This is a genomic window from Sphingomonas naphthae (assembly GCF_028607085.1).
GTDB classification, from domain to species: domain Bacteria; phylum Pseudomonadota; class Alphaproteobacteria; order Sphingomonadales; family Sphingomonadaceae; genus Sphingomonas_Q; species Sphingomonas_Q naphthae.
The window spans coordinates 2,643,803-2,667,305 of sequence record NZ_CP117411.1 but is presented as its reverse complement, the minus strand read 5'-3'; the positions used below and the strand labels follow the sequence as shown (position 1 = coordinate 2,667,305).

Here is a 23,503-nt window from a genome sequence, read left to right as displayed (position 1 = left end):
CTCGCCCTCCCCGCCGGGGAGGAGCAAACCTCACGCCTTGCAGGCGATCTCGCGGCCCTTCTTGTCGACGCAGGCGCCGAAGTTCGGCGGCAGGGTGAAGGTGAGGCCCCGGCTCATGATGTAGACCCCGTCGGGGCGGTAGGCGAGGCTGTTGCGGAATTCGGCCAGCCGATCCTCGGCGACCTTGTAGAGCTTGCCCTTGTCCTGATCGAGCGCGTCGCGGCCGATCTGGGCGGCGACGTCGCAGAAGCCGAGCTGGCCGTGGAGCGTCGAGAAGCCGTTGTAGGTGCGGGTGGTATATTGATCCAGCGAGCGCTGCCAGCCCTTGGGGTCGGTGCGCTTGAAATAGCCGGTCAGCACGGTGTAGGCCGCCGTCAGCTCCTTGGCGTGGTTGAACAGCAGCGCGTTGTAATTGCTCACCGTCATCAGCACCGGCGCGAACTGGCACTGGAGCGCGGCGACGTTGAGGCCGGCGCGCAGGTTCCAGATGAGGTGCGCCTGCAATTCCTTGTCGGTGGCGCCGGGCATCGGCTGGCCGATGCCGGGTTCGTTGCCGCGCACCGGCTGGCCGCGGAAATCGGGCGTCACCCAATAGAGATAGGCCTGCGCGGGGGCGGCCGCCACGAGAGTCGCGACGACGGTGGCAAGCCCGGCGAGCCTGCGGGTCCAAGACGGCATCTGTACGTTCCTCCGCTCTGCCGCTGGCGGAACCGAAGCTCCGCCCCCCTGCGGCACATGCCTGAATCTAAACCGAAACCGCCCCGAACATAAAGGGATTTCGCGCGGGGCGCGCATTCCATCGCACGGGGGGCGGGCAGCCCGCGATCGTTGCGGAATCGAAAGGGCCGGCCGCATCGCTGCGCCCGGCCCTTGAAAACCCTGAACGGACCGATGCTTACATCTCGTTCGTGGCGTTATCCATCATCATGTCGTTCGACGACATCGCGGACATGTCGTTCATGCTGCCTTCGGCGGGCATCATCGCGTTCATGTCGGTCATGGCGGTGTTGTCGACGGTGTTGTTGGTCGCGGTCTCGCTCTTGCCGCAGGCGGCCAGGCTGAGGGCGGCGCCGGCGATGAGGGCGACGGTGGTGGTCTTCGTGAAGAGATTACGCATGGTCCAAGCTCCCTAGCATTGCGATTTGGACGGGAGTTGGCCCCCTCATCCCCAAATCATTTCGAGCTTAGCATAATGCTCGATCACCTCAAGGGTTCACCGCACCTGCACAATTCGCCGAGAAAATGCGGCAGTTCCGCCTGAAGCGCCCGATCCAGATCGTTGATCCCGGCCGCTTTTCCGAGATGGGCGAGGCTGGTGACCGGGTAATCGGGCAGGCCGCACGGCACAATCCCGCCGAAATGCGACAGATCGGGATCGACGTTCAGGGCGAAGCCGTGGAAGGTCACCCAGCGCCGCACGCGCACGCCGATCGCGCCGATCTTGGCCTCCGATCCGTCCGCCAGATCGGTCCAGATGCCGACCCGCCCGTCGATCGCCCGGCTCTCGACGCCCAATTCGCGCAGCGCCGCGATCAGCCAGCGCTCCAGGCTGTGGATGAAATGGCGGATGTCGCGCCCGCGCTTTTCCAGATCGAGCAGCACGTAGCCGACCCGCTGGCCGGGGCCATGATAGGTGTAGCGCCCGCCGCGCCCGGCGTCATAGACCGGAAAGCGTTGCGGGGTGAGCAGTTCGTCGGCCGCCGCGCTGGTGCCGGCGGTGTAGAGCGGCGGATGCTCGACCAGCCAGATCAGCTCGCGTGCCTCGCCGGCGCGGATCGCGGCGGCGCGCGCCTCCATCGTCGCCACGGCCTGCGGATAGGGCAGCAGGCCGGGTTCGATGGTCCATTCGATGTCGTCGGGGATCGTCATAGCAGGATCGCGAAGTGGACCCGTGTCGCGCCGGTTGCAAGCGGGGGCGCAAGTCGCGATATGCGGGGGCGATGGCGCTTTCCCCCAGATTGTCGATCGAGCAGGCGTTGACCGCCGCGCGGAATTTCGGCCGCTCCGAACAGTGGCTGGTCGTGCCGGTCACGCTGGCGTTCCAGCTGGTGCCGGCGCTGCTGGTCAACCTCGTCTGGCCGGAGAAATTGCGGCTCGACATGCTTTCGGCCGGCGCCGCGCAGATCCCCGCCGGGCTGGTGCTGGTCGCCTTCCTGGCGCTCTTGGTCAGCGTGTTCGGCGGCATGGTGCTGACGGCGCTGGCGGTGGTGCCGCGCGCCACGGTGCAGGATGCGATGCGGCTGGCGGCGCGACGGCTGCCCGCGATCATCGGCGCGGGGCTGCTGTTGTTCTTCGGCTGGATGCTGGCCTTCCTGATCTTCTCGATCATCGCCGGGGTCGCGCTCGCGGCGCTGCCGGTGCGCAGCCTGAGCGCGGCGCTGATGGCGATCGGCTTCATCGGCATGCTGGTGGTGATCGCGCGGATGGCGCCGCTGCTGCCGCTGATGGTCGATCGCCCGGTCGGCCCGGTGGCGGCGCTGCGGGCGACGTGGCGGCTGACGGCGGGCCATTTCTGGCGGCTGCTCGGCTTCCTCGCGCTGTTCTTCCTGACGACGTGGATCGTCAACATCGCGATCGTCACCGCCGTGGGATCGGTGCTGATCCTGCTCGGCCGGATGATGGGCGCGGTGGGGCTGGCCGAGGCGGTGGCCGGCCTGCTGGCGGCGACCTTGGGCGCGGTCGCCAATGCGGCGCTCGTGCTGATCGTCGCCCAGATCTATCGTCAGCTCTCCGGGGCGAGCAGGGGAATCTGAGGCGCCATGTCGCGCGGCAGGAGACCCAGCACGCGTGGATCGGGAAAGCGTTCGATCGCGCGCTTGTAGGCCACAAAACCCTGCGCCCGATAGAAGCCGAGCGCCTTCGGATGATCGAGCGAGCAGGTGTGGACGCTCATCTTCACCGTATCGGCGCGCCAGCCCAGCGCGAAGGCATTGGCCATCAGCCAGCGGCCCAGCCCCTTGCCCGCCAGTTCGGGAACGAGGCCGAAGAAAGCCAGATTGGTCTCGCCGCCCGGCCGGAAATCCAGCTCCAGCAACCCCAGTTCGATGCCCTGCCGATCGCAGGCGGCGTAGATTTCGGTGGTGGGGGCGGTGAGGATCGCCTCCAGCGTCTCGTCCTTCATCGCCAGCCGCGAGAACCACAGCCACGGCGCGCCGACCCGGCGGAAGAGGGTGCGATAGGCTTCGGCGGAAGGGTTCCACCGCTTCAGCCGCAGCGGCGAGGCGGGCATCGGCGCGGGCCGGGGCTTCTCGGTCCGCTCGAGGAAGGTGACGACCGCCGCCAGCAGATCGCCGGGGATGTCGTCGAGGCCGGGCTGGCCGATGGCGCCGCCCGTCACGCCCATGTCGCGACCGGCGGCAGGCTCATCAGGATCGCATCGACATTGCCGCCGGTCTTGAGACCGAAGGACGTGCCGCGATCGTAGACGAGATTGAATTCGGCGTAGCGGCCCCGATAGGCGAGCATCGCCGCCCGGTCGGCCTCGCTCGCGGCCATGCTCATGCGGCGACGAACGATCGCCGGGAAGATATCGAGGAACGCCTCGCCGACCGAGCGGGTGAAGGCGAAGGTCGGCTCGAAATCGCTTTCGAGATGATCGTAGAAGATGCCGCCGACCCCGCGATGCACGTTGCGGTGCGGAATCCAGAAATAATCGTCGGCCCATTTCTTGAACTTCGGATAGTCCGCGACCTGGCCATGCGCCTCGCAGGCGGCGCGGAAGGCGGCGTGGAAATCGTCGGTATCCTGTGGCTGGGGCAGGGGCGGGTTGAGATCGGCGCCGCCGCCGAACCAGCTCTTGGTCGTCCGCAGGTAGCGCGTGTTCATGTGGACGGCGGGCACATGCGGATTGGCCATGTGCGCGACGAGGCTGATGCCGGTCGCGAAGAAGCGCGGGTCATCGCCGGCCCCATTGATCGATCTGGCGAATTCCGGGGAGAATCGCCCGCCCACGGTCGAGACGTTGACGCCGACCTTCTCGAACACCCGGCCCCTCAACAGCCCCTGCACGCCGCCCCCGCCGCCCTCGGGCCCGGCGCTCTCGTCCACCCGGTCCCACGGCGTGAAGGTGAAGGCGGCGTCGCTGTCGGCCTCGCGCTCGATCGCCTCGAAGGCCGCGCAGATGCGGGTGCGCAGCCCCTCGAACCAGTCGCGCGCGGACTGTTGCTGCGGGTCGAGAGAGATCATGGCCGGCCTTCTTCGCGGATACGGGTCGCGGCGCCGATGCACCGCACCGGCCGCACATTCAAGCGCCGCCCGATAGTTCGCGAATCCCCGTGCTTTATTGCGAACGTCTCGCAATGCCGCAAAGCGGCAAGATAGATATTGGCAATCGGCACAAGCCGACGCTATCAGCCCAATCGGCCGCGTCTGTAAGGATGCGGCTGAACGGCGCCTGATCGACGACAAGATAGTCGGGCCGGCGTCGTCTTATAAGAGCTTATGGGGGTCGGTTTAGATGGCGACGGCCGAATACGTCGAAGATCCGAATCAGCGTCCGCCGGTGATCGGTGGACCCGAGGAAGACGGGCAGGGCCCGCGCCGCCGGGATTTCCTGAACATCGCGGCCGTCAGCTTCGCCGGCGTCGGCGCGGCGGCGGTGGTGATTCCGCTGGTCAACCAGATGAACCCCTCGGCCGACGTGCTCGCGCTCGCCTCGATCGAGGTAGACATTTCGAAGATCGCGCCCGGCCAGGCTATCAAGACGATGTGGCGCAAGCAGCCCGTCTTCCTGCGCAACCTGACGCCCGCCGAGATCAAGTCGGCCGACGCGGTGCCCGTCGCCTCGCTGCGCGATCCGCAGTCGCTGGCCGATCGCACCAAGCCCGGCAAGAAGAACTGGCTCATCACGCTGGGCGTGTGCACCCACCTCGGCTGCGTGCCGCTGGGCGCCGGCGAGGGCGAGATCAAGGGCGAGTTCGGCGGCTATTTCTGCCCGTGCCACGGCTCGGTCTACGACACCGCCGCCCGCATCCGTAAGGGCCCCGCGCCGACCAACCTCGTCGTGCCGGAATATTCGTTCAAGTCCGACACCGTCGTGCAGATCGGCTGAGGTAGACCAAGATGAGCTTTCCCTGGGCTGAGAATTACGCGCCGAAGCACCCGCTGACGCGCTGGATCGACGAGAAGCTGCCCGTGCCGCGCCTCGTCTACAACGCCGTCGGCGCCGGTTACCCGGTTCCGCGCAACCTGAATTACATGTGGAACTTCGGCGTCCTCGCCGGGGCCGCGCTCGGCATCCAGATCCTGACCGGCATCATCCTGGCGATGCATTATGCCGCCAACGGCCTGGTCGCCTTCGAGAGCGTTGAGCATATCATGCGCGACGTCAATTCGGGCTGGCTGATCCGCTACGCGCACATGAACGGCGCGAGCTTCTTCTTCATCGTCGTCTATCTGCACATCTTCCGCGGCCTCTATTACGGATCGTACAAGGCCCCGCGCGAGATGGTGTGGCTGCTCGGCGTGGTGATCTTCCTGCTGATGATGGCCACCGCCTTCATGGGCTACGTGCTGCCGTGGGGCCAGATGAGCTTCTGGGGCGCGCAGGTCATCACCGGCTTCTTCTCGGCGATACCCGTCGTCGGCGAGCCGGTGCGCCAGTGGCTGTTGGGCGGCTTCGCGCCGGACAATGCCGCGCTCAACCGCTTCTTCTCGCTCCACTATCTGCTGCCGTTCGTGATCGCGGGCGTCATTATCCTGCACATCTGGGCGCTGCACATTCCGGGTTCCAACAACCCGACCGGCGTGGACGTGAAGGGCCCGCAGGATACGGTGCCGTTCCATCCTTATTACACCGCCAAGGACGGCTTCGGCCTGGGCGTGTTCCTGGTGTGCTTCTCGCTCCTGCTGTTCTTCGCGCCGAACGCGCTGGGCCATCCGGACAATTATATCGCGGCGAACCCGCTCTCGACGCCGGCGCACATCGTGCCCGAATGGTATTTCTGGCCGTTCTACGCGATCCTGCGCGCCTTCACCGTCAACTGGTTCTGGGTGCCGGCCAAGCTGTGGGGCGTCATCGCGATGTTCGGGGCGATCGCGCTTCTGTTCTTCCTGCCCTGGATCGACAAGTCGCCGATCCGCTCGGCCAAATATCGTCCGGCCTACCGCATCGCCTTCTGGGTGCTGATGCTGGACGTGCTGGTGCTGGGCTGGATCGGCAGGAGCCCGGCGGAAGAGCCCTATGTCCGCATCGGCCAGTTCGCCGCGGCTTATTATTTCGCCCACTTCCTCATCATCGTTCCGCTGATCGCGCGCTTCGAAAAGACCCTGCCGCTGCCCAACTCGATCACCGAGGCTGTGTTGGCGAAGCATGGTGAAGTCGCGCCCGTCGGCACGCCGGCCTGATCCTCGGGGGACAGACAGACCATGCTCCGCATCTTCGCTCCGGCGATCAAATATCTGGTCGGCCTCGGCTTCGTGTCGGCCCTCGTGATCGCCTTCCTCATGCCGCGCGAAGCGGCGGTGGAAAGCGCGACCCACGAGTTCCACAAGCATCCGCGGGAGATCCACTTCTCCTTCAACAACCCGGTCATCGGCAAGTTCGATCGCCGGCAGCTCCAGCGCGGCTTCCAGGTCTACAAGGAAGTCTGCTCGGCCTGCCACTCGGCCCACCTCGTCGCCTTCCGCGACCTGGAGGAGATCGGTTTCACCAAGCCCGAGGTGAAGGCGATCGCCACCCAGTGGGCGACCGAGACCCCGTCGGTGAACCCCGACACGGGCGAGGCGGCGACCCGCAAGAGCCTGCCGTCGGATCGCATCCCGACGCCCTACCCGAACGAAGTCGCCGCGCGCGCCGCGAACAACAACGCGCTGCCGCCGGACCTGTCGCTGATGGCCAAGGCGCGTGAGGACGGCCCGGCCTATATCGCGTCGCTGCTGTCGGGCTATGGCCCGCAGCCGGCCGAGCTTCTCGCGAAGTTCCCGGATGCCAAGACGCCGGCGGGGCTGCACTACAACCCCTATTTCGCCAACCTCAACATCGCCATGCCGCCGCCGCTGGTGGCCGAGGGCCAGGTGACCTATTCGGACGGCACCAAGGCCACCGTGCCCCAGATGGCCGAGGACGTCGCCGCGTTCCTCGAATGGACCGCCGAGCCCAAGCTCGAAACGCGCCGCCGCACCGGCATCGCGGTCGTGATCTTCCTGCTGATCGCCACGGGCCTCGCCTTCGGCGCCTACAAGAATATCTGGGCCGGCAAGAAGCACTGATCGGCGGCAACGCCGGACGGGATCGGGGCGGGGGCGGCTTGAAGCTGCTTCCGCCCTTTTCGTTTGGGCGGGATGGCCTCGCCTTGAGCGCGTGCTCCCGCGAAGGCAGGAGCCCAGGGTTACGGGGCGCAGCGATTGCCGCCTAAGGCTCCTGTCTCCGCAGGAGCACAACCTTGGACTGATACCCACCCGTCGCCGCCGCGAAGGCGGGGCCTATGGCTCCATCCTCCCGGGCCGCCGTGGCGGATGGAGAGAGCCATGGATCGCCGCCTTCGCGGGGATGGCGAAGATGGGTTAGGCACTGCGGATGGGTTGGATGGGGCAGCGCGGTCGCCCAACGGCCGCTCCGCCACTCCCAATCGACGAGAAAGGAATCGCACATGCCCGGCGTCCCCCCGCTGATCCCCTCGCTACTCGTGATCGGCGCCATCCTGATGACGCTCGGCGGGGTCGCGGCCGCGCGCCGCCCGGAGGACCGCAAGCGCGGCATCCTGATGCTGGTCTGCGCCGCCGTGATGCTGGGCAACGCGCTGCTGCTCGGCCTGCCGCTCTAGGGCGGCATCGGGGTTTGAAGTCGGCGGGGCGGCGCTGCGGCGGGCAGCGGCCGGCCCGAAGGAACCGCCCGATCAGATAGCGCCACGCTCGGCCCGACCGGTCGCGTCGCGGAACGCCCCGTTGGCCGCTCAGCCATCCACCCGATAGCGATGGCCGGTCGGGTAATCCGTCCCCGCCAGCCGGGCGATCGCCTCGCCCACCACGTCCGGCGATTTCAGCGTCGCCTGATCCTCGCCCGGAAACGCCAGCTCGCGCATCCGCGTCGCCGTGGCACCCGGATCGACGATGGCCACCCGCAAGGGCGTCAGTTCGGCCATCTCGTCGGCATAGGTGAGCAGCAGATTGTCGAACGCCGCCTTGGATGCGCCATAGGCGCCCCAATAGGCGCGCGGGGCGGCGCCGACGCTGGAGGTGAGGCCGATCAGGCGCGGCGCGGCGCTCATGCGCAGCATCGGATCGAACGCGGCGATCATCGCCTGCTGCGCGCCCACGTTGAGCGTCAGCACGCGGCCGAATTCCTTGGCGTCGATCGCCGGAACGGGCGAGAGCGAGCCCAGCATCGCGCCGTTCAGCACCAGGATGTCGAGCGCTTCCCAGCGGCTGCCGATCGCGGCGGCCAGCCGGCCGATCGAATCGCCGTCGATCAGGTCGAGCGGGGCGATCGTGGCGCTGCCGCCGGCCTTGTGGATCGCATCCTCCACCTCCTCCAGCCCGCCCGCCGTGCGCGCGGTGAGGATGACGTGGGCGCCGTCCTGCGCCAGCGCCTTCGCGGTCGCGGCACCGATCCCCCGGCTCGCCCCGGTGACGAGGGCGAGCTTGCCGTCCAGCCGACCGCTCACGCGACGAACCGCTCGGCGGTCAGCGCGAACTGGTCGATCGGGGGCGAAAGCTCCTCATGGTCGGTCAGGTGCGTCGGGTAGTCGCCGGTGAAGCAGGCGTCGCAATGCGCCGGCCGCTCGGGGTTGCGCCCCGGCTCGCCCAGCGCGCGATAGAGGCCGTCGACCGACACGAAGGCCAGGCTGTCGGCGTTGATGTAGCGGGCCATGTCCTCCACCGTCATCTGCGCGGCGAGCAGCTTGGCGCGCTCGGGCGTATCGACCCCGTAGAAGCAGCTGTGCCGCGTCGGCGGGCTGGCGATCCGCATGTGGACCTCGGCCGCGCCGGCATCGCGCATCATCTGGACGATCTTCACGCTGGTCGTGCCGCGCACGATCGAATCGTCGATCAGGATGATCTTCTTGCCGGTGATGAGCGCGCGATTGGCGTTGTGCTTCAGCTTCACGCCCAGATGGCGCACCTGATCGCCCGGCTGGATGAAGGTGCGGCCGACATAATGCGATCGGATGATGCCCAGCTCGAACGGAATCCCGCTCTCCTGCGCATAGCCGATCGCCGCCGGCACGCCCGAATCGGGCACCGGGATGACCAGATCGGCCTCGGCCGGGCTCTCGCGCGCCAGCTCCGCGCCGATCGCCTTGCGGACCGAATAGACAGACGTGCCGCCCGACACCGAATCCGGCCGCGAGAAATAGACATGCTCGAAGATGCAGGGGCGGGGGTTCACCTCGGCGAACGGCCGGATCGAGCGCATCGCGCCTTCGGAGATCACGATCAGCTCGCCCGGCTCCACCTCGCGCACGAAATGCGCGCCGACCACGTCGAGGCCGACGGTTTCGGAGGAGAAGATCGTCGTGTCGCCCAGCTTGCCCATCACGAGCGGGCGGATGCCCAGCGGATCGCGGCAGGCGATCATGCCCTCCGGCGTCATCACCACCAGCGAATAGGCCCCCTCGATCCGCTTGAGCGCATCGATGAAGCGATCGAGCAGGGTGCGATAGGCGGATGTCGCGACCAAATGGATGATCGTCTCGGTGTCGCTGGTCGACTGGAAGATCGAACCCCGGCGTACCAGCTCGCGGCGCAGCTTGATCGCGTTGGAAAGATTGCCGTTATGCGCGATCGCGAAGCCGCCGGAGGACAGTTCGGCGAACAGCGGCTGCACGTTGCGCAGCGCCGTCTCGCCCGCCGTCGAATAGCGGACATGGCCGCAGGCGACATTGCCGGGCAGCTTGCGGATCACGTCGTCGCGGTCGAAATTGCCCGCGACATGGCCCATCGCGCGATGGGTGTGGAACTGGTGGCCATCCCAGCTCGTGATGCCGGCGGCCTCCTGCCCGCGATGCTGGAGGGCGTGGAGACCCAGCGCCACCATCGCGGAGGCGGCCTCCGCGTTCCAGATGCCAAAAACGCCGCACTCTTCGCGCAGCTTGTCGTCGTCGAACGGATGTGTGGTGAGCATCTGGCCCCCAGGTGCCTCGAGTCAGCGGCCATATAGGGGCGCGTCATCGATTTGTCGCGCCTTGATCGTAGGGGCCGTGCCGCTTAGGCGCGATCGATGGATTCGGATCGGGAGCAGGGCACGCGTTTGATGCCCAAATGGGACGCCGCCGGGCTGGTCACGGCGGTGGTGACCGATCATGCGAGCGGCGAAGTCCTTATGCTCGCCCACATGAACGCCGAGGCGCTGGAGGCGACGATCGCCAGCGGCGAAGCCACCTTCTTCTCCCGCTCGCGCGGGCGGCTGTGGAAGAAGGGCGAGACGTCCGGCCATGTGATGCGCGTCGTCGAGATGCGGATCGATTGCGACCAGGACGCGCTCTGGCTCCGCTGCGAACCGGCCGGCCCGGCCTGCCACACCGGCGAGCGGAGCTGCTTCTACCGGCGGATCGAGGGCGGGGCCCTGGTGCGGGACGCATAAGGCGTCGTACCGACAAAAGGGACCGTCACCCCAGCGAAGGCTGGGGTCTCGGGAGGTGGCCACCGCCGTCGCCCCAAGCCTGACGAGGCCCCGGCCTGCGCCGGGGCGACGTATATATCGCGGATCGGCCTTACTTCCCCCGGTTCTTCCGATGCTTCTCCAGATCGAGCACCGTCGTATCCGCGCCCTCCGGCAACAGGCCCAGCCGACGCGCGATCTCCTGATAGGCCTCGACCTCGCCGCCCAGGTCCTGGCGGAAGCGATCCTTGTCGAGCTTTTCGTTGGTGGCCATGTCCCACAGGCGGCAGCCGTCGGGGCTGATCTCGTCGGCCAGGATCAGGCGGGAATAATCATTCTCCCACACCCGGCCGAACTCCAGCTTGAAATCGACCAGCCTGATGCCGACCGCCGCGAACAGGCCGCACAGGAAGTCGTTCACCCGGATCGCCATGTCGGAAATGTCGTGCATCTCCTCCTGGCTGGCCCAGCCGAAGCAGGCGATATGCTCGTCGGCCACCATCGGGTCGCCCAGCGCATCGTCCTTGTAATAATATTCGATGATCGTGCGCGGCAGCTGGGTGCCTTCCTCGATGCCGAGGCGCTTGACGATCGAGCCGGCGGCGACGTTGCGTATCACCACCTCGATCGGCACGATCTCGCACTGGCGGATCAGCTGCTCGCGCATGTTGAGCCGCCGGATGAAGTGCGTCGGGATGCCGATATGGCCGAGCAGCGTATAGAGATGCTCGGAGATGCGGTTGTTCAGTACCCCCTTGCCGGAGATCGTGCCCTTCTTCTGGGCGTTGAACGCGGTGGCGTCGTCCTTGAAATATTGGATCAGGGTGCCGGGCTCGGGGCCCTCGTAGAGGATCTTGGCCTTGCCCTCGTAGATCTGGCGGCGGCGGGTCATCGGCTCTCCTTCGGGAGGCTGCTAAAGAGAGGCGCCCCGGCCGCAGCGTCAGCGGGTGACGCGCGGCCGAGGCGGGAGCGGGCGCCTTAGCGGAAACCCCCCGCCCGCGCAATTTGCAACGGACTTCAGCCCGCCACCGCCGGGCGGCCATAGGCCATGATCCGCAGCAGCCGTTCGACCGGCCCCATCGCGTGCCGCCTCAGCCACCACATGGCGAAGGCCGCCGTCACGACCCAGATCAGCGCCGCGACGCCCATCAGCGTGGCGAAGCCGAACGCCTCGTAATAGCCCAGCGCGTAGAAGAGGATCGCGGTGACGAGCGACTGGAGGAGGTAGGTGGTAAGCGCCATCCGCCCCAACGCCTTCAACGGCGCCGCGCGGCCGATCCACCCGGCCTTGAGCAAGGCGATCACCGCGCCGACATTGCCGATCGTCATCGCCAGCCGCGCGGGCTCATAGACGATGCCGTGATAGGTCGTCGCGGTCGGATCGATATGGAAGCCCGCGCGCCAGTCGAGCCACAGCGCCACGCCGCGCAGCGCCAGCCCGATGGCATAGCCGCCCGCCGCCAGCCCCGCGTAGAAGCCCGTTCGCCGCTGCCCGGTGAGGATGCCGGCGCGGAACAGCGCCATGCCGACCAGCATGAAGCCGAGCGATTCCAGGATCGACGGCCAGGCATTGAACTCGACATTGTAATAGGCCCAATTCTCGACGCTCCACCGCCAGACCGAGGGGAAATGCAGCCGCTGCTCGCGCTCCTCGGCCAGCGATTCGGCGGTGGGCTCGATGCCGGAGAGGACTTCGGCGCGCGCGATGATGCGGCGCTCCTGCTGGGGGCTGCGGGGCAGCGGCGCGGCCAGCGCGGCATCCCCGGCGCGGACGACCGCCGCCTCATGCGCGCTGTCGATCCCGTCATGCACGGCATGGAGCGTCAGCAGGCACGCGGCGATGGCGATCAGCCAGCGCGGGCGGATGCGGCGGAACGGCAGCAGGAAGAGGCCGGTGATGCCGTAGTTGAACAGGATTTCGCCCGGCCACAGCAGCAATCCGAACTGCACGATCGCGAGCAGCAGCAGCGCGCAACAGCGCCGCACCCACGCCTCGACCGGCGCGGCCAGCCCGTCCACCTCCACCCGCCGCAGCATCAGCAGCATCCCCGCGCCGAACAGCAGCGTGAAGAGCCCGCGCATCGTCCCCTCGAACAGCAGCGACTGCACAGAATAAGCGATCCAGTCGCGATCGGGCACGGCGGGGAAGGGCGGATGGCCGAGGTTCCAGCTCAACCCCATCCACGGAATGTTCATCAGCAGGATGCCGCAGATCGCGACCCCGCGCAGCACATCGAGCGTGTCGATCCGCTCGGCCGGCGCGATGGGCGCGGCCCGGTTTGCGATCGTGTGATCCGCCATGCTCATCCCCCCGGAAGGCACGATCCTGCATCGTGCGCGGGGCGATCGCAACCGGCGGCGCGGCGCCCGCCCCCTTACCACCGCCCCGGAAAGCCGATAGGGCATCGCCATGCCCGAGAGCGCCCCCCCGCCCGAAGAGATCGCCAGCCTGTCGCTCGCCGAGATCGCGCGCGCGGTGGAGGAGCGGCGGTTGCCGCCGGTGGAGAAATGGAATCCGGCGCATTGCGGCGACAGCCAGATGCGGATCGCGCGCGACGGGACGTGGTTTCACGAGGGCTCGCCGATCGGGCGGCCGGCGATGGTGCGGCTGTTCTCGACGATCCTGCGGCGCGAGGCGGATGGGCGGCATGTGCTGGTCACGCCGGTCGAGAAGCTGGACATCGCGGTCGAGGATGCCGCCTTCGTCGCGGTCGAGGTGGTGAGCGAGGGCGAGGGGCCGGCGCGGCGGCTGGCGTTCCGGCTGAACACCGGCGATCTGGTGGTGGCCGGGCCGGCGCATCCGCTGCGCTTCCACGATCGGGGCGAGGGCGCGCAGCCCTATCTCGAGGTGCGCGGCGGGCTGGAGGCGCTGCTGGCGCGCCCGGTCTATTACGAACTGGCCGAACTCGCGCTGGCGGAAGCAGGCGATCCGCCCGGCCTTTGGAGCGCCGGCGCCTTCTTCGCTTTCTCCGCATGAGGTTGGCCGATCGCCTGCGCGCGGCGCTCGCGCGGCCGCTGGCCGAGGGGGCGGTGCTGTATCGTGCCGATCTGCCCGAACTGGAGGATCTGCCCGATCCGCGCGCGGCCGCCGTGCTGGTGGCGATCACCGACCGGCCCGATCCCGGCGTGATCCTCACCCAGCGCCACGCCGGCCTGCGCGATCACGCGGGGCAGGTGGCGCTGCCCGGCGGCAAGGTCGATCCCGCCGACGCCAGCCTGGAGGCGGCGGCGCTGCGCGAGGCGTGGGAGGAAGTCGGCCTGCGCGCGACCGACGTGGAAGTGGTCGGGCGGATCGAGCCCTATCGCACCGGCAGCGGCTTCCTGATCCACCCCGTGATCGGCGTGGTCCCGCCCGATCTGCCGCTGGTGCGGCGCGAGGCGGAGGTGGATGCCATCTTCGAGGTGCCGCTGGCGACCCTGTTCGATCCGGCAAGCTGGACCGAGGAAAGCGCCGAACATATGGGCGCGATCCGCCACTTCCGCGCGATGATGTGGCGCGAATGGCGGGTGTGGGGCGCAACGGCCGCGATGCTGGGCAATGTCGGGATGCGGCTCGGCCATGTGTGAAAGTAAGGTAGCCCGTTCGTCCCGAGCGAAGTCGAGGGACGTGCCACTGGACGCACCGCTTGGGGAACGTCCCTCGACTTCGCTCGGGACGAACGGGTGATGGGGGGCGATCGGGTTCCGGTCCCCCCCGCCACCCGCGACCCCGTCGCGATGGCCGCGCTGATGGCCGCGCTCGACGCGGGCGACGGCGCGACCCGCTATATCGGCGGCTGGGTGCGCGATACGTTGCTGGGGCTGGCGCCCGACGATATCGACTGCGCGACCCGGCTGGAGCCCGAGGCGGTGGTCGCGCGGCTCAAGACGGCGGGCCTGCCGCACTGGAGCACCCCGACCATGATCGCCCACGGCACCGTCACCGCGACGGCCGGCGGCCACCCGACCGAGATCACCACGCTCCGCCGCGACGTCACCACCGATGGCCGCCGCGCGACGGTGGCCTTCACCACCGACTGGGCGGAGGATGCCGCGCGGCGCGACTTCACCATCAACGCCCTCTCGGCCGACCCCCTGACCGGCGCGGTGCATGATTATTTCGATGGGCTGGGCGATCTGGCCGCCGGCCTCGTCCGCTTCATCGGCGATCCGCTGACCCGCATCGCCGAGGATCATCTCCGCCTGCTGCGCTTCTTCCGCTTCCACGCCCGCTTCGGCCGGGGCGCGCCCGACGCCGCCTCCTACGACGCCTGCGTCGCGCGGGCCAACGACCTGATGGCGCTGTCGCGCGAGCGGATCGCGGGGGAATTGACCAAGCTGCTGGCGGTCGCCGATCCGGTGCCGGCGGTGCGGCTGATGCTGGAGGGGCAGGTGCTGCGCCCGGTGCTGCCCGAGATCGACGGCGCGGGGCTCGACCGGCTGGCGCGGCTGGTCGCGCGCGAGGGCGAGGCCGGGGTGGCGGGCGATCCGGTGCGGCGGCTGGCGGCGCTGGTGCCCGCCGACGCGGCGGCCGGCATCGCGCGGCGGCTGAAACTGTCCAAGGCGATCGAACAGCGCCTCGTGCTGGCGGGGAAGGGTGAGGTCGCCCCGCGCCCGCTGCACACCGCCTTCGAGATCGGCGGCCTCGCCACGGCTGATCGCATCCTGCTCGGCGACGGGCCGGTGGCGGACGCGGCGGCGGTGCTGGACTGGACCCGTCCGCGCCTCGCCATCGGCGGCGGCGACCTGATCGCACGCGGCCTCACCGCCGGGCCACAGGTGGCGGCGACGTTGAAGGCGGTCGAGCGGATATGGGTGGCGGAGGATTTTCCGGGGGAGGCGCGGCAGGCGGAGATCGCCGATGCGGCGGTGCGAGCGGTGATGGAGCGGGGCTGAGCCGGCTCCCCATTCCGCCGTTCGTCCCGAGCGAAGTCGAGGGACGTGCGCCATGCGCAGGTGTCTCGACTTCGCTCGACACGAACGGTTGGGTGGAAAGTGTGAGGTCAGCCTCTTCGATCGAACGGCAATTCGTCAGCCGACGTGCCGTGCCCGATAATAATCCAGCGCCTGGTCGGCCGGCAGCGGCTTCGACCAATAATAGCCCTGGCCCGTCGTGCAGCCCAGCGCCGTCAGGGTCTGCGCCAGTTCGACCGTCTCGATACCCTCGGCGGTCGTCCGCATCCCCAGCGCGTCGGCGAGGCTGAGTACGGCGCGGACGATGGCGACGGCGTCGCGGTCGCCCAGCATCCCCGACACGAAGCTGCGGTCGATCTTCAAGATGTCGATCGGCAGCTTCTGTAGGAAGGCGAGGCTGGAATAGCCCGTCCCGAAATCGTCCATTGCGATCGCGGCGTCGAGATCCTTCAGGGCCACCACCACGCGCTTGGCGCGCTCGGGATCGGCGATGATCGAGCTTTCGGTGAGTTCCAGCGTGATCCGGCTGCCGGCGATGCGGTGATCGGCCAGCACGGATGCGACATGGCCCGCCACATCGTCGCGCTGGAGCTGCACGGCCGACACGTTGACCGAGAAATAGAGGTCGCTCGGCGCCCCCAGCTGGCGATCCCAATCGGCGAGCGTGCGCGCGGCGGCGTCCATCACCCAGCGGCCCAGCGGCACGATCAGGCCGCATTCCTCGGCCACGGGGATGAATTCCACCGGCGAGATCGGCGCGCCACCCGGCGGCGTCCAGCGCGCGAGCGCCTCGAAGCCGGAGATGCCGCCCTTGTCGAGATCGACCAGCGGCTGGAAGTGGAGGCTCAGCTCGTCGGCGTCGATCGCGCGGCGCAGCTGGGTTTCCAGGCTGAAGCGGCGGCGCGCGGCGTTCACTTCGCCCGGCTGATAGACTTCGACCTTGCCGGTATTCTTGGCGCGCTTCAGCGCGACCTGCGCGTTGCGGATCAGATCGCCCGCACCCGCCACCTGGCGGCTGAGGAGGGCGCAGCCCACCGCGCAATCGATGCGGATCTCCAGTTCGGACAGGCGGATCGGCGAGGCGAGCGCGGCCGAAATCCGCTTGGCGGCATGCAGCGCGTCGCCGGGGCCGTCGCCCAGCCGCAGCAATATGCCGAATTCGTTGCCGCCGAGGCGGGCGAGAATGTCGCCGTCGCGCAGGCTGGCCATCATGCGGCGCGCGACGGTGATGATCAGCTCGTCGCCGGCCATCGATCCCATACATTCGTTGATCCGGCTGAACCGCTTGAGATCGACGATCAGGACGGCATAGGCCTCCTTATCCTCTTCCCCGGCGATCGCCTCGTCCACCGCTTCGTTGAAGGCGAGGCGGTTGGGCAGGCCGGTAAGGCTGTCGTGCAGCATCTCCGTGCGGAGCGAGCGTTCGGTTTCGACCTGCGCGGTGCGATCGACGAAGCTGGCGACGCAGCGGGCGGTATTGTCGGTCGGCGCGATGCGGTGGAGGCGGACGGTGAAGTGGCGCTGGCCGACTTCCTCGCGCTGCCATTCCAGCTCGAGGCTCTCGTCCCCGGTGGCGAGGAAATGCTCGAGCGCGTGGTTCAGCCAGTGCGCGTCGACCCCGTCGAGCCCGGCGTTGAGCAGATTGTCGAGCCGGCTGTTGGTGGCGGTGGCGACGACGCAGTTTTCGCGCGCCTCGAAGATGCCGGATGCGATCGGCAGGGCATCGAGCAGCAGCTGGCGCCGGCGGCCCCAGTCACTCTCGTCAGCCGACGAGGGGACGTCGCGCATGATCGTCGCGATCGTTCCGGTCGGGTCGTCCCACTGGGCCTTGGCAGCGTGCATTTGACGTTAATCGCACGAGTTGGTTAACAAATCATGCTCTTTCCGGGCCAATCTGGAAGCGGTTGTCGCGCGGGAATCCGGTCGGCGGCATCCGGCCCGCCGCCCCCCGCGCCGCGCGCCAGGGGCCCAGATCGGCCTCGGTCCGCGTCCGCCCGCTGTCGCCGCCCATCGCCCAGCTCAGCCCGTCCGACAGGCGGAAGCTGATCGCGTCGGACAGCCCGCCGTCGCGATAGCGCTGGATCTGCGCGCCTTGCCCGCGCGCCAGTTCGGGCAGCTCGCCGATCGGGAACACCACCATCTTCCGATTGTCGCCGATCGCCGCGATATAATCGTCCTGCGCGGCGATGGCCCGGACGATCTTCAGCTTGATGCCAGTCTTGAGGTTGACGACCTGCCGCCCCTTGCGCGTCTCGGCGAGCAGTTCGGAGGTCAGCGCGACGAAGCCCTTGCCGTCGGATGCCGCCAGCAGCAGCTTCTGCGCGGGCTTGGCCGTCCACAGCGCCATCACCTGCGCGTCATTCTCCACGTCCACCATCAGCCGCACCGGCTCGCCGAACCCGCGCCCGCCGGGCAGTTTGTCGGCCGCCAGCGTGTAGAAGCGGCCGGTATCGGTCGCCATCAGCACCTTGTCGGTCGTCTGCGCGTGGAAGGCGAAGGCGGGGCCGTCGCCCTCCTTGAACTTCAGCGTATCTGCGGCGGCGAGATCGCGGTGGCCGGACATCGCGCGAATCCAGCCGCGCTGCGACAGGATCACGGTGATCGGCTCGCGCTCGATCATCGCCTCCAGCGGGATTTCGCGGGCGAGGCCCTGTTCCTCGATGTCGGTGCGGCGGCGGCCGAGCGGGGTCTCCGGGCCGTAGCGCTCCCTCAATTTCTCCAGATCGCGCTTCATCCGCGTGCGCTGCCGCGCCGGGCTGTCGATCAGCGCCTGGAGGCCCTTGCCCTCCTCGTCGAGCTTCGCCCGCTCCTTGCGCAGCTCCATCTCCTCCAGCTTGCGGAGCGATCGCAGCCGCATGTTGAGGATCGCCTCGGCCTGCCGGTCGGTCAGGTCGAATTCGGCCATCAGCACCGGCTTGGGCTCGTCCTCCTCGCGGATGATCGCGATCACCCGGTCGAGATTGAGGTAGGTGATAAGGTAACCGTCGAGCAGTTCGATCCGGTCGGCGATCTTCTCCAGCCGCCAGCGCGATTTGCGCACCAGCACGTCGAACTGATGCTCCAGCCACGCCGTCAGCGCCTGCTTGAGCCCCATCACCCCCGGCGTGCGATCCTTGTCGAGCACGTTGAGGTTCAAGGGCACCCGCACTTCCAGATCGGTCATGCGGAACAGACCGTCCATCAGCACCCTGGGGTCGACGGTGCGGCTGCGCGGCTCGATCACGATGCGGATCGCCTCGTCGCTCTCGTCGCGCACGTCGGCCAGGATCGGGAGTTTCTTGTCGGCGATCAGCTGGGCAATTTGCTCGATCAGCTTGGCCTTGGGCACCTGATAGGGCGTCTCGGTGACGACGATGGTCCAGCCGCCGCCCTTCTCGCGCTCCTCGGCCCAGCGCGCCCGCACGCGGAAGCTGCCGCGCCCGGTGGCATAGGCCTCGGCGATGGCGGCGGCGCTGTCCACCACGAAGCCGCCGGTCGGAAAGTCCGGCCCCTTCACGAACGCCATCAGCTCGCGCGGATCGCCCTCGGGCCGGTCGATCAGGTGGATCGCGGCATCGACCAGCTCGGCCACGTTGTGCGGCGGGATCGACGTCGCCATGCCGACGGCGATGCCGCTCGCGCCATTGGCCAGCAGATTGGGGAACAGGCCGGGGAAGACCTCGGGCTCTTCCTCCTCGCCATTATAGGTCGGGCGGAAGGCGACGGTGCCCTCGTCGAGCCCCGCCATCAGCTCGCCCGCCGCCGCCGTCAGCCGCGCCTCGGTATAGCGCATGGCCGCCGCGTTATCGCCGTCGACGTTGCCGAAATTGCCCTGGCCGTCGACCAGGGGGTAACGCAGCGAGAAGGGCTGGGCGAGCCGCACCATCGCGTCGTAGATCGATGCGTCGCCGTGCGGGTGGTATTTGCCCATCACGTCGCCGACGACGCGGGCGCATTTCTTGTAGCCGGCCGCCGGATCGAGCCGCAGCAGCCGCATCCCCCACAGCAGCCGGCGATGCACCGGCTTCAGCCCGTCCCGCACATCCGGCAGCGAGCGCGCGGTGATGGTGGACATGGCATAGACGAGGTAGCGTTCGGATAGCGCGCTATCGAAGGGCGCATCCACGATCTGGTCGAGCGGGTCGGTCATCTGGCAGGTGCGATAGCAGCGCCGCGCGCGCGAGGCGAGGGGGCGCTACGCCCCCTCTGCGGAACCCCTCATTTCACCGGGCAGGTCGTCCCCGCGCCCGCATCCAGATCGAGGCAATGGCCGTCGATTTCCTCGGCCGGCACCGGCAGTTTTATGAGCGCGGCCAGCGTCGGCAGGATATCCACCGTCTCGGTCGGCAGCGGCTGCTCGAAGGCGGTGGCGCCCGGCCACCAGAACAGGATCGGCACGCGCCGGTCGTAATTCCACGGCGAGCCGTGCGTCGCGACCGAGCCCTTCGTATCGCTGATCGGGGTGACGTGCGGTTTCAGCAGCACGACCAGATCGCCCGACCGGTCCGCGTCAAACGACGCGCGGGCGCGCTCGGCCAGCGACCATTCGTCCACCGGCGGCTGCGGCATCGCCATCTTGCGCAGTTCCTCGGCCGTCAGCACCTCGGCGACCTGATCGTGCGCCAGCAGTTTCGCGCGGAGCGACGACAGCACCTGCGGACGGATCGTGGCGGGCACCGCCTTCGACAGATAGAAATCGCCGAACGCCCCGTCGCCGTAGAGCAGCGGCTTGATGTCCTTCAGCGCCGGAAATTCCGCCGCCAGCACCTTGGCCAGCTCGCTCGGCGCCAGCGCGCGTTCGACCCGCTGGGCGTCGGCGATGCCGCGCGCCGTGTTGCGCTCGGGCAGATCGTGGCCGCCATGGTCGGCGGTCAGTTCGACCACATAGGGCACGCCGCTCTTGTCGAGCGCGGTCAGCAGCCGGCCGACGCTGTGATCGAGCGCGATCAGCTGGGTGCACATTTCCGCCCCCTCGGTGCCGCGCCCGTGGCCGACATAATCGGTCGCCGAGAAGGAGACGGTGAGCAGATCGGTCGCGGCGCCGCGCCCCAGCTTCATCTCGTCGAGCAGGCCGATGGCGAGGTCCGCCACGTCGGCGTCGAAGCTGGGCGACATGCGGAAGGCGCCGGCATCGCCCGCCTTCACCTCCGGCAGCGTCCCGACGCTCCGCTCGCCGAGCGGCACCGCGACGCTGCGGCCCGCGCAGACCGGCGGCAGCGCGATCTTCGCCGGGCGGGCGAGCTGGTTTTCGACCAGCGAATTGACCCGCGTGACGGTGGCGGGCGGCGGCGCGGTGCGATCGGCCAGGGTGACGAAGCTCTTGCCGGCCCAGAACCACAGCTGATCGGTGTTGTGCCCGCCCATCATCAGCGCGGCGCGATCCTTGCCCGCGACCGCCACAACGCGGCTGGCCGGTGTCACGACCTTCATCCGGTCACCCAGAGTGGGCACCTTCAGATGGCCGACCGAGGCGACATAATCCTTCGCGCTGCTGCCGGGCGCGCTTTCGTCCTCGGCGCAATAGACCGCCTTGTCCGCGCGGGCGATCGACTGATCGAACCAGGTGTTGGCGATGATGCCGGTGCGGGCCGGGCGCGATCCCGTCAGCATGGTCGAATGGCCGGGGCAGGTCTCGGTCGCGGCATGGCTCTGATAGCCCTGCGGAAAGACCACGCCGCTGCCGAGCCGCTTCATCCCATCGGTGAAGACGCCGCGATATTCGCCGTAGAGATCGGCCGAGAATTGATCGACCGCGATCGCCACGATCAGCTTGGGCGCGGGCGGCGGCGCGGCGAGCGCCGGGCCGGAGAGAAGGAGGGCGAAGCCCGCGACGGCATGTTTCGGCATGGATGCTCCCGAGGAATTGGCCTTTGCCCGGCCGCCGCCATATAGGCACGTTCAAGGCTCTGGATGAAGCGGATGGCGATGCACTGTTTCCGGTTTGTGACGCTTTTTCTGGCCATCCTCGGCCTCGCCCCCGCATGGGCGGCCGGGCCGCACATCAAACCGACGCTCGTGGCCGAACACGCCACCCCCGCGCCGGGCTCGACCGTCAGCCTCGCGCTCGTGATGAAGGCCGAACCCGGCTGGCACGGTTACTGGAAGAATCCCGGCGACAGCGGGGTCGAGACCAGCATCGCCTGGACTTTGCCGAAGGGCGTCACCGCCGGCCCCCTGCAATATCCGGTGCCGCATCCGCTGCTGATCTCCGGCCTGATGAACTACGTCTATGAAGGCGATTACGCCCAGCCGATCGCGCTGACCCTGCCAAGGGCGCTGACGGTGGGGACGTTGCTGCCGCTGCGCGGCAAGGTCGACTGGCTCGAATGCACGCAGGAGATTTGCGTGCCGGCGAGCGCCGAGGTGGCGCTCGACCTGATCGTCGGCACGGGCGCACCCTCGGCGGCGGCGGTCGCGCAGTTCGACGGCTATCGTGCCGCGCTGCCCAAGCCGCTGGGCTCCCCCGCCACCTTCCAGATCGAAAACGGCCGCATCCGTATCAGCGTGCCGCTGCCCGCCTCGGCCTCGGTCGCCGACCCCTATTTCTTCCCGCTGACCGATGGCGCGATCGATTATGCCGCGCCGCAGACCGCGACCCGCGACGGCGACCGGCTCGTGATCGAGACCAAGGCCGGCCCGGATGCCGCGCTCAAGACCATCGCCGGCGTGCTGCGCGTCGGCGAGGGGCAGGGCCTCGAGTTGACCGCCACGCCGGGCACGGTGCCGGCCGGCGGCACGCCGCTGGGCGAAGGCGCGGCGGCGGGGGAAGGCGGCATGGCCGTCACCATCCTGCTCGCGCTGGGCGGGGCGATCCTCGGCGGGCTGCTGCTCAACATCATGCCCTGCGTCTTTCCGATCCTGAGCCTGAAGGCGATGAGCCTCGTCCGGCAGGGCGAGAGCGAGCGCGGCGCGCGGATCGAGGCGCTGGCCTATGCGGCGGGCGTGATTCTCGTCTGCGTGGCGCTCGGCGGGGCGCTGCTGGCGCTGCGCGCGGCGGGCGCGACGGCGGGCTGGGCGTTCCAGTTGCAGGATGCCCGCGTGATCCTCGTGCTGCTGCTGCTCGTCGCCGCCATCGCGCTCAATCTGGCGGGCCTGTTCGAGCTGCCGACTTTCTCCGCCGGCGGCCGGCTCGCGGCGGCGGACGGCGCGGGCGGCGCCTTCTGGACCGGCGCGCTGGCGGCCTTCGTCGCCACCCCCTGCACCGGGCCGTTCATGGGCGCGGCGCTCGGCGCGGCGCTGGTGCTGCCGGCGGCGGCGGCGATCGCGATCTTCGCCGGGCTGGGGCTGGGCCTCGCGCTGCCCTTCCTCGCGCTCGGCTTCATCCCCGCGCTGCGGCGGCGGCTGCCCAAACCGGGGGCGTGGATGAATACGTTCCGGCACATCCTGTCGATCCCGATGTTCCTCACCGCCGTCGGTCTCGCCTGGATCCTCGGGCGGCAGGCCGGGGTGGACGGCATGACCCTGGGCCTCGCCGCCGCGCTGCTGCTCGCCTTGGGCCTGTGGTGGGTCGGCCGGCGCCAGCAAGGCGGCAAAGGCGGCGCCTGGTGGCCCGCGCTCCCCGCCGCCGCCCTCGCCCTTGCCGCCCTCGCGATCGTCCCCAAGGCGCCCGCCGAGGCCGCGAAGGCCGATGTCGCCATGGGCACCGAACCCTTCAGCGAAGCCCGCCTCGCCGCCCTCCGCGCCGAGGGGCGGCCGGTGTTCGCTTACTTCACCGCCGACTGGTGCCTCACCTGCAAGGTCAACGAAAAGACCTCGATCGAGCGCGCCGACGTGGCCGACAGCTTCAAGGCGAAGAATGTCGCCGTGCTGGTCGGCGACTGGACCTCGGGCGACGCCACGATCGGCCGCTTCCTGGCGAGCCACGGCCGGTCGGGCGTGCCGCTCTACCTCTATTACCCGGCCGGCGGCGGGGAGCCCAAGGTGCTGCCGCAGGTGCTGACGCCGGGTGCGCTGACCAGTCTCAACTAAAGCCACGACGGAAAGAACCGTCCCACGTCGGCATTATCCGGCCGGACGTCGAGGAATTGGCCACGCTCGATTGACCCTCTCACAGTTTCGGATACCCTCCGCCAGCAACAGCGATGGGGGCGA

The 23,503-nt window shown here is 68.8% G+C and carries 22 protein-coding genes; 10 read left to right on the top strand and 12 right to left on the bottom strand.

Annotation, left to right across the window (positions count from 1 at the left end):
• Nucleotides 1–30: 30 nt before the first annotated feature.
• The 3 genes from PQ455_RS12830 to lipB all read right to left on the bottom strand — a co-directional run bounded on the left by PQ455_RS12830 (nt 31) and on the right by lipB (nt 1,869).
• Nucleotides 31–678, bottom strand: a complete 648-nt coding sequence (locus PQ455_RS12830) for a hypothetical protein (protein ID WP_273686482.1) — start codon at nt 676–678, stop codon at nt 31–33.
• A gap of 217 nt (nt 679–895) precedes the next feature.
• On the bottom strand, nt 896–1,117 hold the full coding sequence (locus tag PQ455_RS12825) for a hypothetical protein (RefSeq protein WP_273686481.1): 222 nt from the start codon (nt 1,115–1,117) through the stop codon (nt 896–898).
• 83 nt (nt 1,118–1,200) lie between these two features.
• On the bottom strand, nt 1,201–1,869 hold the full coding sequence (gene lipB, locus PQ455_RS12820) for a lipoyl(octanoyl) transferase LipB (RefSeq protein ID WP_273686480.1): 669 nt from the start codon (nt 1,867–1,869) through the stop codon (nt 1,201–1,203).
• A gap of 71 nt (nt 1,870–1,940) precedes the next feature.
• On the opposite strand from lipB, the gene PQ455_RS12815 reads away from it, so the two are divergent.
• A complete protein-coding gene (locus PQ455_RS12815) occupies nt 1,941–2,753 on the top strand; it encodes a hypothetical protein (protein WP_273686479.1) in 813 nt (270 codons plus the stop codon).
• On the opposite strand, the gene PQ455_RS12810 is transcribed toward PQ455_RS12815, so the two are convergent.
• Both PQ455_RS12810 and hemF read right to left on the bottom strand, forming a co-directional pair.
• Entirely contained in the window at nt 2,723–3,343 is a 621-nt protein-coding gene (locus PQ455_RS12810; RefSeq protein ID WP_420542785.1) for a GNAT family N-acetyltransferase, read from the bottom strand. The two genes, PQ455_RS12815 and PQ455_RS12810, sit on opposite strands and share 31 nt — an antisense overlap.
• The gene (gene hemF, locus PQ455_RS12805) at nt 3,334–4,185 is read right to left on the bottom strand and encodes an oxygen-dependent coproporphyrinogen oxidase (RefSeq protein WP_273686477.1); all 852 of its coding nucleotides are present in this window, start codon (nt 4,183–4,185) and stop codon (nt 3,334–3,336) included. Before hemF ends, PQ455_RS12810 begins: the two co-directional genes overlap by 10 nt.
• Nucleotides 4,186–4,456: 271 nt before the next feature.
• Between hemF and petA the strand changes: the two genes are divergently transcribed.
• The 4 genes from petA to PQ455_RS12785 all read left to right on the top strand — a co-directional run bounded on the left by petA (nt 4,457) and on the right by PQ455_RS12785 (nt 7,763).
• On the top strand, nt 4,457–5,050 hold the full coding sequence (gene petA, locus PQ455_RS12800; RefSeq protein ID WP_273686476.1) for a ubiquinol-cytochrome c reductase iron-sulfur subunit: 594 nt from the start codon (nt 4,457–4,459) through the stop codon (nt 5,048–5,050).
• An 11-nt stretch (nt 5,051–5,061) separates the two neighbouring features.
• Nucleotides 5,062–6,345: a cytochrome b gene (locus tag PQ455_RS12795; protein WP_273686475.1), complete on the top strand. Its 1,284-nt coding sequence runs from the start codon at nt 5,062–5,064 to the stop codon at nt 6,343–6,345.
• A gap of 21 nt (nt 6,346–6,366) precedes the next feature.
• The gene (locus PQ455_RS12790) at nt 6,367–7,209 is read left to right on the top strand and encodes a cytochrome c1 (RefSeq protein WP_273686474.1); all 843 of its coding nucleotides are present in this window, start codon (nt 6,367–6,369) and stop codon (nt 7,207–7,209) included.
• Nucleotides 7,210–7,589: 380 nt separating this feature from the next.
• Nucleotides 7,590–7,763: a hypothetical protein gene (locus tag PQ455_RS12785; RefSeq protein WP_273686473.1), complete on the top strand. Its 174-nt coding sequence runs from the start codon at nt 7,590–7,592 to the stop codon at nt 7,761–7,763.
• A 129-nt stretch (nt 7,764–7,892) separates the two neighbouring features.
• On the opposite strand, the gene PQ455_RS12780 is transcribed toward PQ455_RS12785, so the two are convergent.
• Together PQ455_RS12780 and purF are read right to left on the bottom strand one after the other, a co-directional pair.
• Nucleotides 7,893–8,603: an SDR family NAD(P)-dependent oxidoreductase gene (locus PQ455_RS12780; RefSeq protein ID WP_273686471.1), complete on the bottom strand. Its 711-nt coding sequence runs from the start codon at nt 8,601–8,603 to the stop codon at nt 7,893–7,895.
• Nucleotides 8,600–10,063, bottom strand: coding sequence for an amidophosphoribosyltransferase (gene purF / locus PQ455_RS12775; protein WP_273686469.1), 1,464 nt, complete (start codon nt 10,061–10,063; stop codon nt 8,600–8,602). The genes PQ455_RS12780 and purF overlap by 4 nt, the downstream gene beginning before the upstream one ends.
• Before the next feature lie 96 nt (nt 10,064–10,159).
• Between purF and hisI the strand changes: the two genes are divergently transcribed.
• Nucleotides 10,160–10,522: a phosphoribosyl-AMP cyclohydrolase gene (gene hisI, locus PQ455_RS12770; RefSeq protein WP_273686466.1), complete on the top strand. Its 363-nt coding sequence runs from the start codon at nt 10,160–10,162 to the stop codon at nt 10,520–10,522.
• 130 nt (nt 10,523–10,652) lie between these two features.
• Here the strand turns inward: hisI and purC are convergent, their stop codons facing one another.
• Both purC and PQ455_RS12760 read right to left on the bottom strand, forming a co-directional pair.
• The gene (gene purC / locus PQ455_RS12765) at nt 10,653–11,432 is read right to left on the bottom strand and encodes a phosphoribosylaminoimidazolesuccinocarboxamide synthase (protein WP_273686465.1); all 780 of its coding nucleotides are present in this window, start codon (nt 11,430–11,432) and stop codon (nt 10,653–10,655) included.
• Nucleotides 11,433–11,557: 125 nt separating this feature from the next.
• Nucleotides 11,558–12,841: a DUF418 domain-containing protein gene (locus PQ455_RS12760; protein ID WP_273686464.1), complete on the bottom strand. Its 1,284-nt coding sequence runs from the start codon at nt 12,839–12,841 to the stop codon at nt 11,558–11,560.
• Between the two features lie 109 nt (nt 12,842–12,950).
• Here PQ455_RS12760 and PQ455_RS12755 point away from each other — a divergent pair, with 109 nt between their 5' ends.
• The 3 genes from PQ455_RS12755 to PQ455_RS12745 all read left to right on the top strand — a co-directional run bounded on the left by PQ455_RS12755 (nt 12,951) and on the right by PQ455_RS12745 (nt 15,415).
• The gene (locus tag PQ455_RS12755) at nt 12,951–13,517 is read left to right on the top strand and encodes a DUF1285 domain-containing protein (protein WP_273686463.1); all 567 of its coding nucleotides are present in this window, start codon (nt 12,951–12,953) and stop codon (nt 13,515–13,517) included.
• The gene (locus PQ455_RS12750) at nt 13,514–14,107 is read left to right on the top strand and encodes a CoA pyrophosphatase (protein WP_273686462.1); all 594 of its coding nucleotides are present in this window, start codon (nt 13,514–13,516) and stop codon (nt 14,105–14,107) included. The genes PQ455_RS12755 and PQ455_RS12750 overlap by 4 nt, the downstream gene beginning before the upstream one ends.
• 99 nt (nt 14,108–14,206) lie before the next feature.
• A complete protein-coding gene (locus PQ455_RS12745; RefSeq protein WP_273686461.1) occupies nt 14,207–15,415 on the top strand; it encodes a CCA tRNA nucleotidyltransferase in 1,209 nt (402 codons plus the stop codon).
• Between the two features lie 135 nt (nt 15,416–15,550).
• Here PQ455_RS12745 and PQ455_RS12740 read toward each other — a convergent pair whose 3' ends face one another.
• The 3 genes from PQ455_RS12740 to PQ455_RS12730 form a co-directional block, all read right to left on the bottom strand.
• Nucleotides 15,551–17,275 (bottom strand): putative bifunctional diguanylate cyclase/phosphodiesterase, encoded by a 1,725-nt coding sequence (locus tag PQ455_RS12740; RefSeq protein ID WP_273686460.1) that lies wholly within the window; start codon nt 17,273–17,275, stop codon nt 15,551–15,553.
• Between the two features lie 31 nt (nt 17,276–17,306).
• Nucleotides 17,307–19,562, bottom strand: a complete 2,256-nt coding sequence (gene parC, locus PQ455_RS12735; protein WP_273686459.1) for a DNA topoisomerase IV subunit A — start codon at nt 19,560–19,562, stop codon at nt 17,307–17,309.
• 68 nt (nt 19,563–19,630) lie between these two features.
• The gene (locus PQ455_RS12730; RefSeq protein WP_273686458.1) at nt 19,631–21,259 is read right to left on the bottom strand and encodes an alkaline phosphatase family protein; all 1,629 of its coding nucleotides are present in this window, start codon (nt 21,257–21,259) and stop codon (nt 19,631–19,633) included.
• A 78-nt stretch (nt 21,260–21,337) separates the two neighbouring features.
• On the opposite strand from PQ455_RS12730, the gene PQ455_RS12725 reads away from it, so the two are divergent.
• Nucleotides 21,338–23,380, top strand: a complete 2,043-nt coding sequence (locus tag PQ455_RS12725) for a protein-disulfide reductase DsbD family protein (RefSeq protein WP_273691369.1) — start codon at nt 21,338–21,340, stop codon at nt 23,378–23,380.
• The last annotated feature ends 123 nt before the right edge of the window (nt 23,381–23,503 follow it).

Excerpts from the sequence above, each read along its gene's own strand:
- PQ455_RS12830 (WP_273686482.1), bottom strand. The coding sequence starts at position 678 with ATGCCGTCTTGGACCCGCAGGCTCGCCGGGCTTGCCACCGTCGTCGCG.
- PQ455_RS12825 (WP_273686481.1), bottom strand. The coding sequence starts at position 1,117 with ATGCGTAATCTCTTCACGAAGACCACCACCGTCGCCCTCATCGCCGGC.
- lipB (WP_273686480.1), bottom strand. The coding sequence starts at position 1,869 with ATGACGATCCCCGACGACATCGAATGGACCATCGAACCCGGCCTGCTG.
- PQ455_RS12815 (WP_273686479.1), top strand. The coding sequence starts at position 1,941 with ATGGCGCTTTCCCCCAGATTGTCGATCGAGCAGGCGTTGACCGCCGCG.
- PQ455_RS12810 (WP_420542785.1), bottom strand. The coding sequence starts at position 3,343 with ATGGGCGTGACGGGCGGCGCCATCGGCCAGCCCGGCCTCGACGACATC.
- hemF (WP_273686477.1), bottom strand. The coding sequence starts at position 4,185 with ATGATCTCTCTCGACCCGCAGCAACAGTCCGCGCGCGACTGGTTCGAG.
- petA (WP_273686476.1), top strand. The coding sequence starts at position 4,457 with ATGGCGACGGCCGAATACGTCGAAGATCCGAATCAGCGTCCGCCGGTG.
- PQ455_RS12795 (WP_273686475.1), top strand. The coding sequence starts at position 5,062 with ATGAGCTTTCCCTGGGCTGAGAATTACGCGCCGAAGCACCCGCTGACG.
- PQ455_RS12790 (WP_273686474.1), top strand. The coding sequence starts at position 6,367 with ATGCTCCGCATCTTCGCTCCGGCGATCAAATATCTGGTCGGCCTCGGC.
- PQ455_RS12785 (WP_273686473.1), top strand. The coding sequence starts at position 7,590 with ATGCCCGGCGTCCCCCCGCTGATCCCCTCGCTACTCGTGATCGGCGCC.
- purF (WP_273686469.1), bottom strand. The coding sequence starts at position 10,063 with ATGCTCACCACACATCCGTTCGACGACGACAAGCTGCGCGAAGAGTGC.
- hisI (WP_273686466.1), top strand. The coding sequence starts at position 10,160 with ATGGATTCGGATCGGGAGCAGGGCACGCGTTTGATGCCCAAATGGGAC.
- purC (WP_273686465.1), bottom strand. The coding sequence starts at position 11,432 with ATGACCCGCCGCCGCCAGATCTACGAGGGCAAGGCCAAGATCCTCTAC.
- PQ455_RS12760 (WP_273686464.1), bottom strand. The coding sequence starts at position 12,841 with ATGGCGGATCACACGATCGCAAACCGGGCCGCGCCCATCGCGCCGGCC.
- PQ455_RS12755 (WP_273686463.1), top strand. The coding sequence starts at position 12,951 with ATGCCCGAGAGCGCCCCCCCGCCCGAAGAGATCGCCAGCCTGTCGCTC.
- PQ455_RS12750 (WP_273686462.1), top strand. The coding sequence starts at position 13,514 with ATGAGGTTGGCCGATCGCCTGCGCGCGGCGCTCGCGCGGCCGCTGGCC.
- PQ455_RS12745 (WP_273686461.1), top strand. The coding sequence starts at position 14,207 with ATGGGGGGCGATCGGGTTCCGGTCCCCCCCGCCACCCGCGACCCCGTC.
- PQ455_RS12740 (WP_273686460.1), bottom strand. The coding sequence starts at position 17,275 with ATGCACGCTGCCAAGGCCCAGTGGGACGACCCGACCGGAACGATCGCG.
- parC (WP_273686459.1), bottom strand. The coding sequence starts at position 19,562 with ATGACCGACCCGCTCGACCAGATCGTGGATGCGCCCTTCGATAGCGCG.
- PQ455_RS12730 (WP_273686458.1), bottom strand. The coding sequence starts at position 21,259 with ATGCCGAAACATGCCGTCGCGGGCTTCGCCCTCCTTCTCTCCGGCCCG.
- PQ455_RS12725 (WP_273691369.1), top strand. The coding sequence starts at position 21,338 with ATGCACTGTTTCCGGTTTGTGACGCTTTTTCTGGCCATCCTCGGCCTC.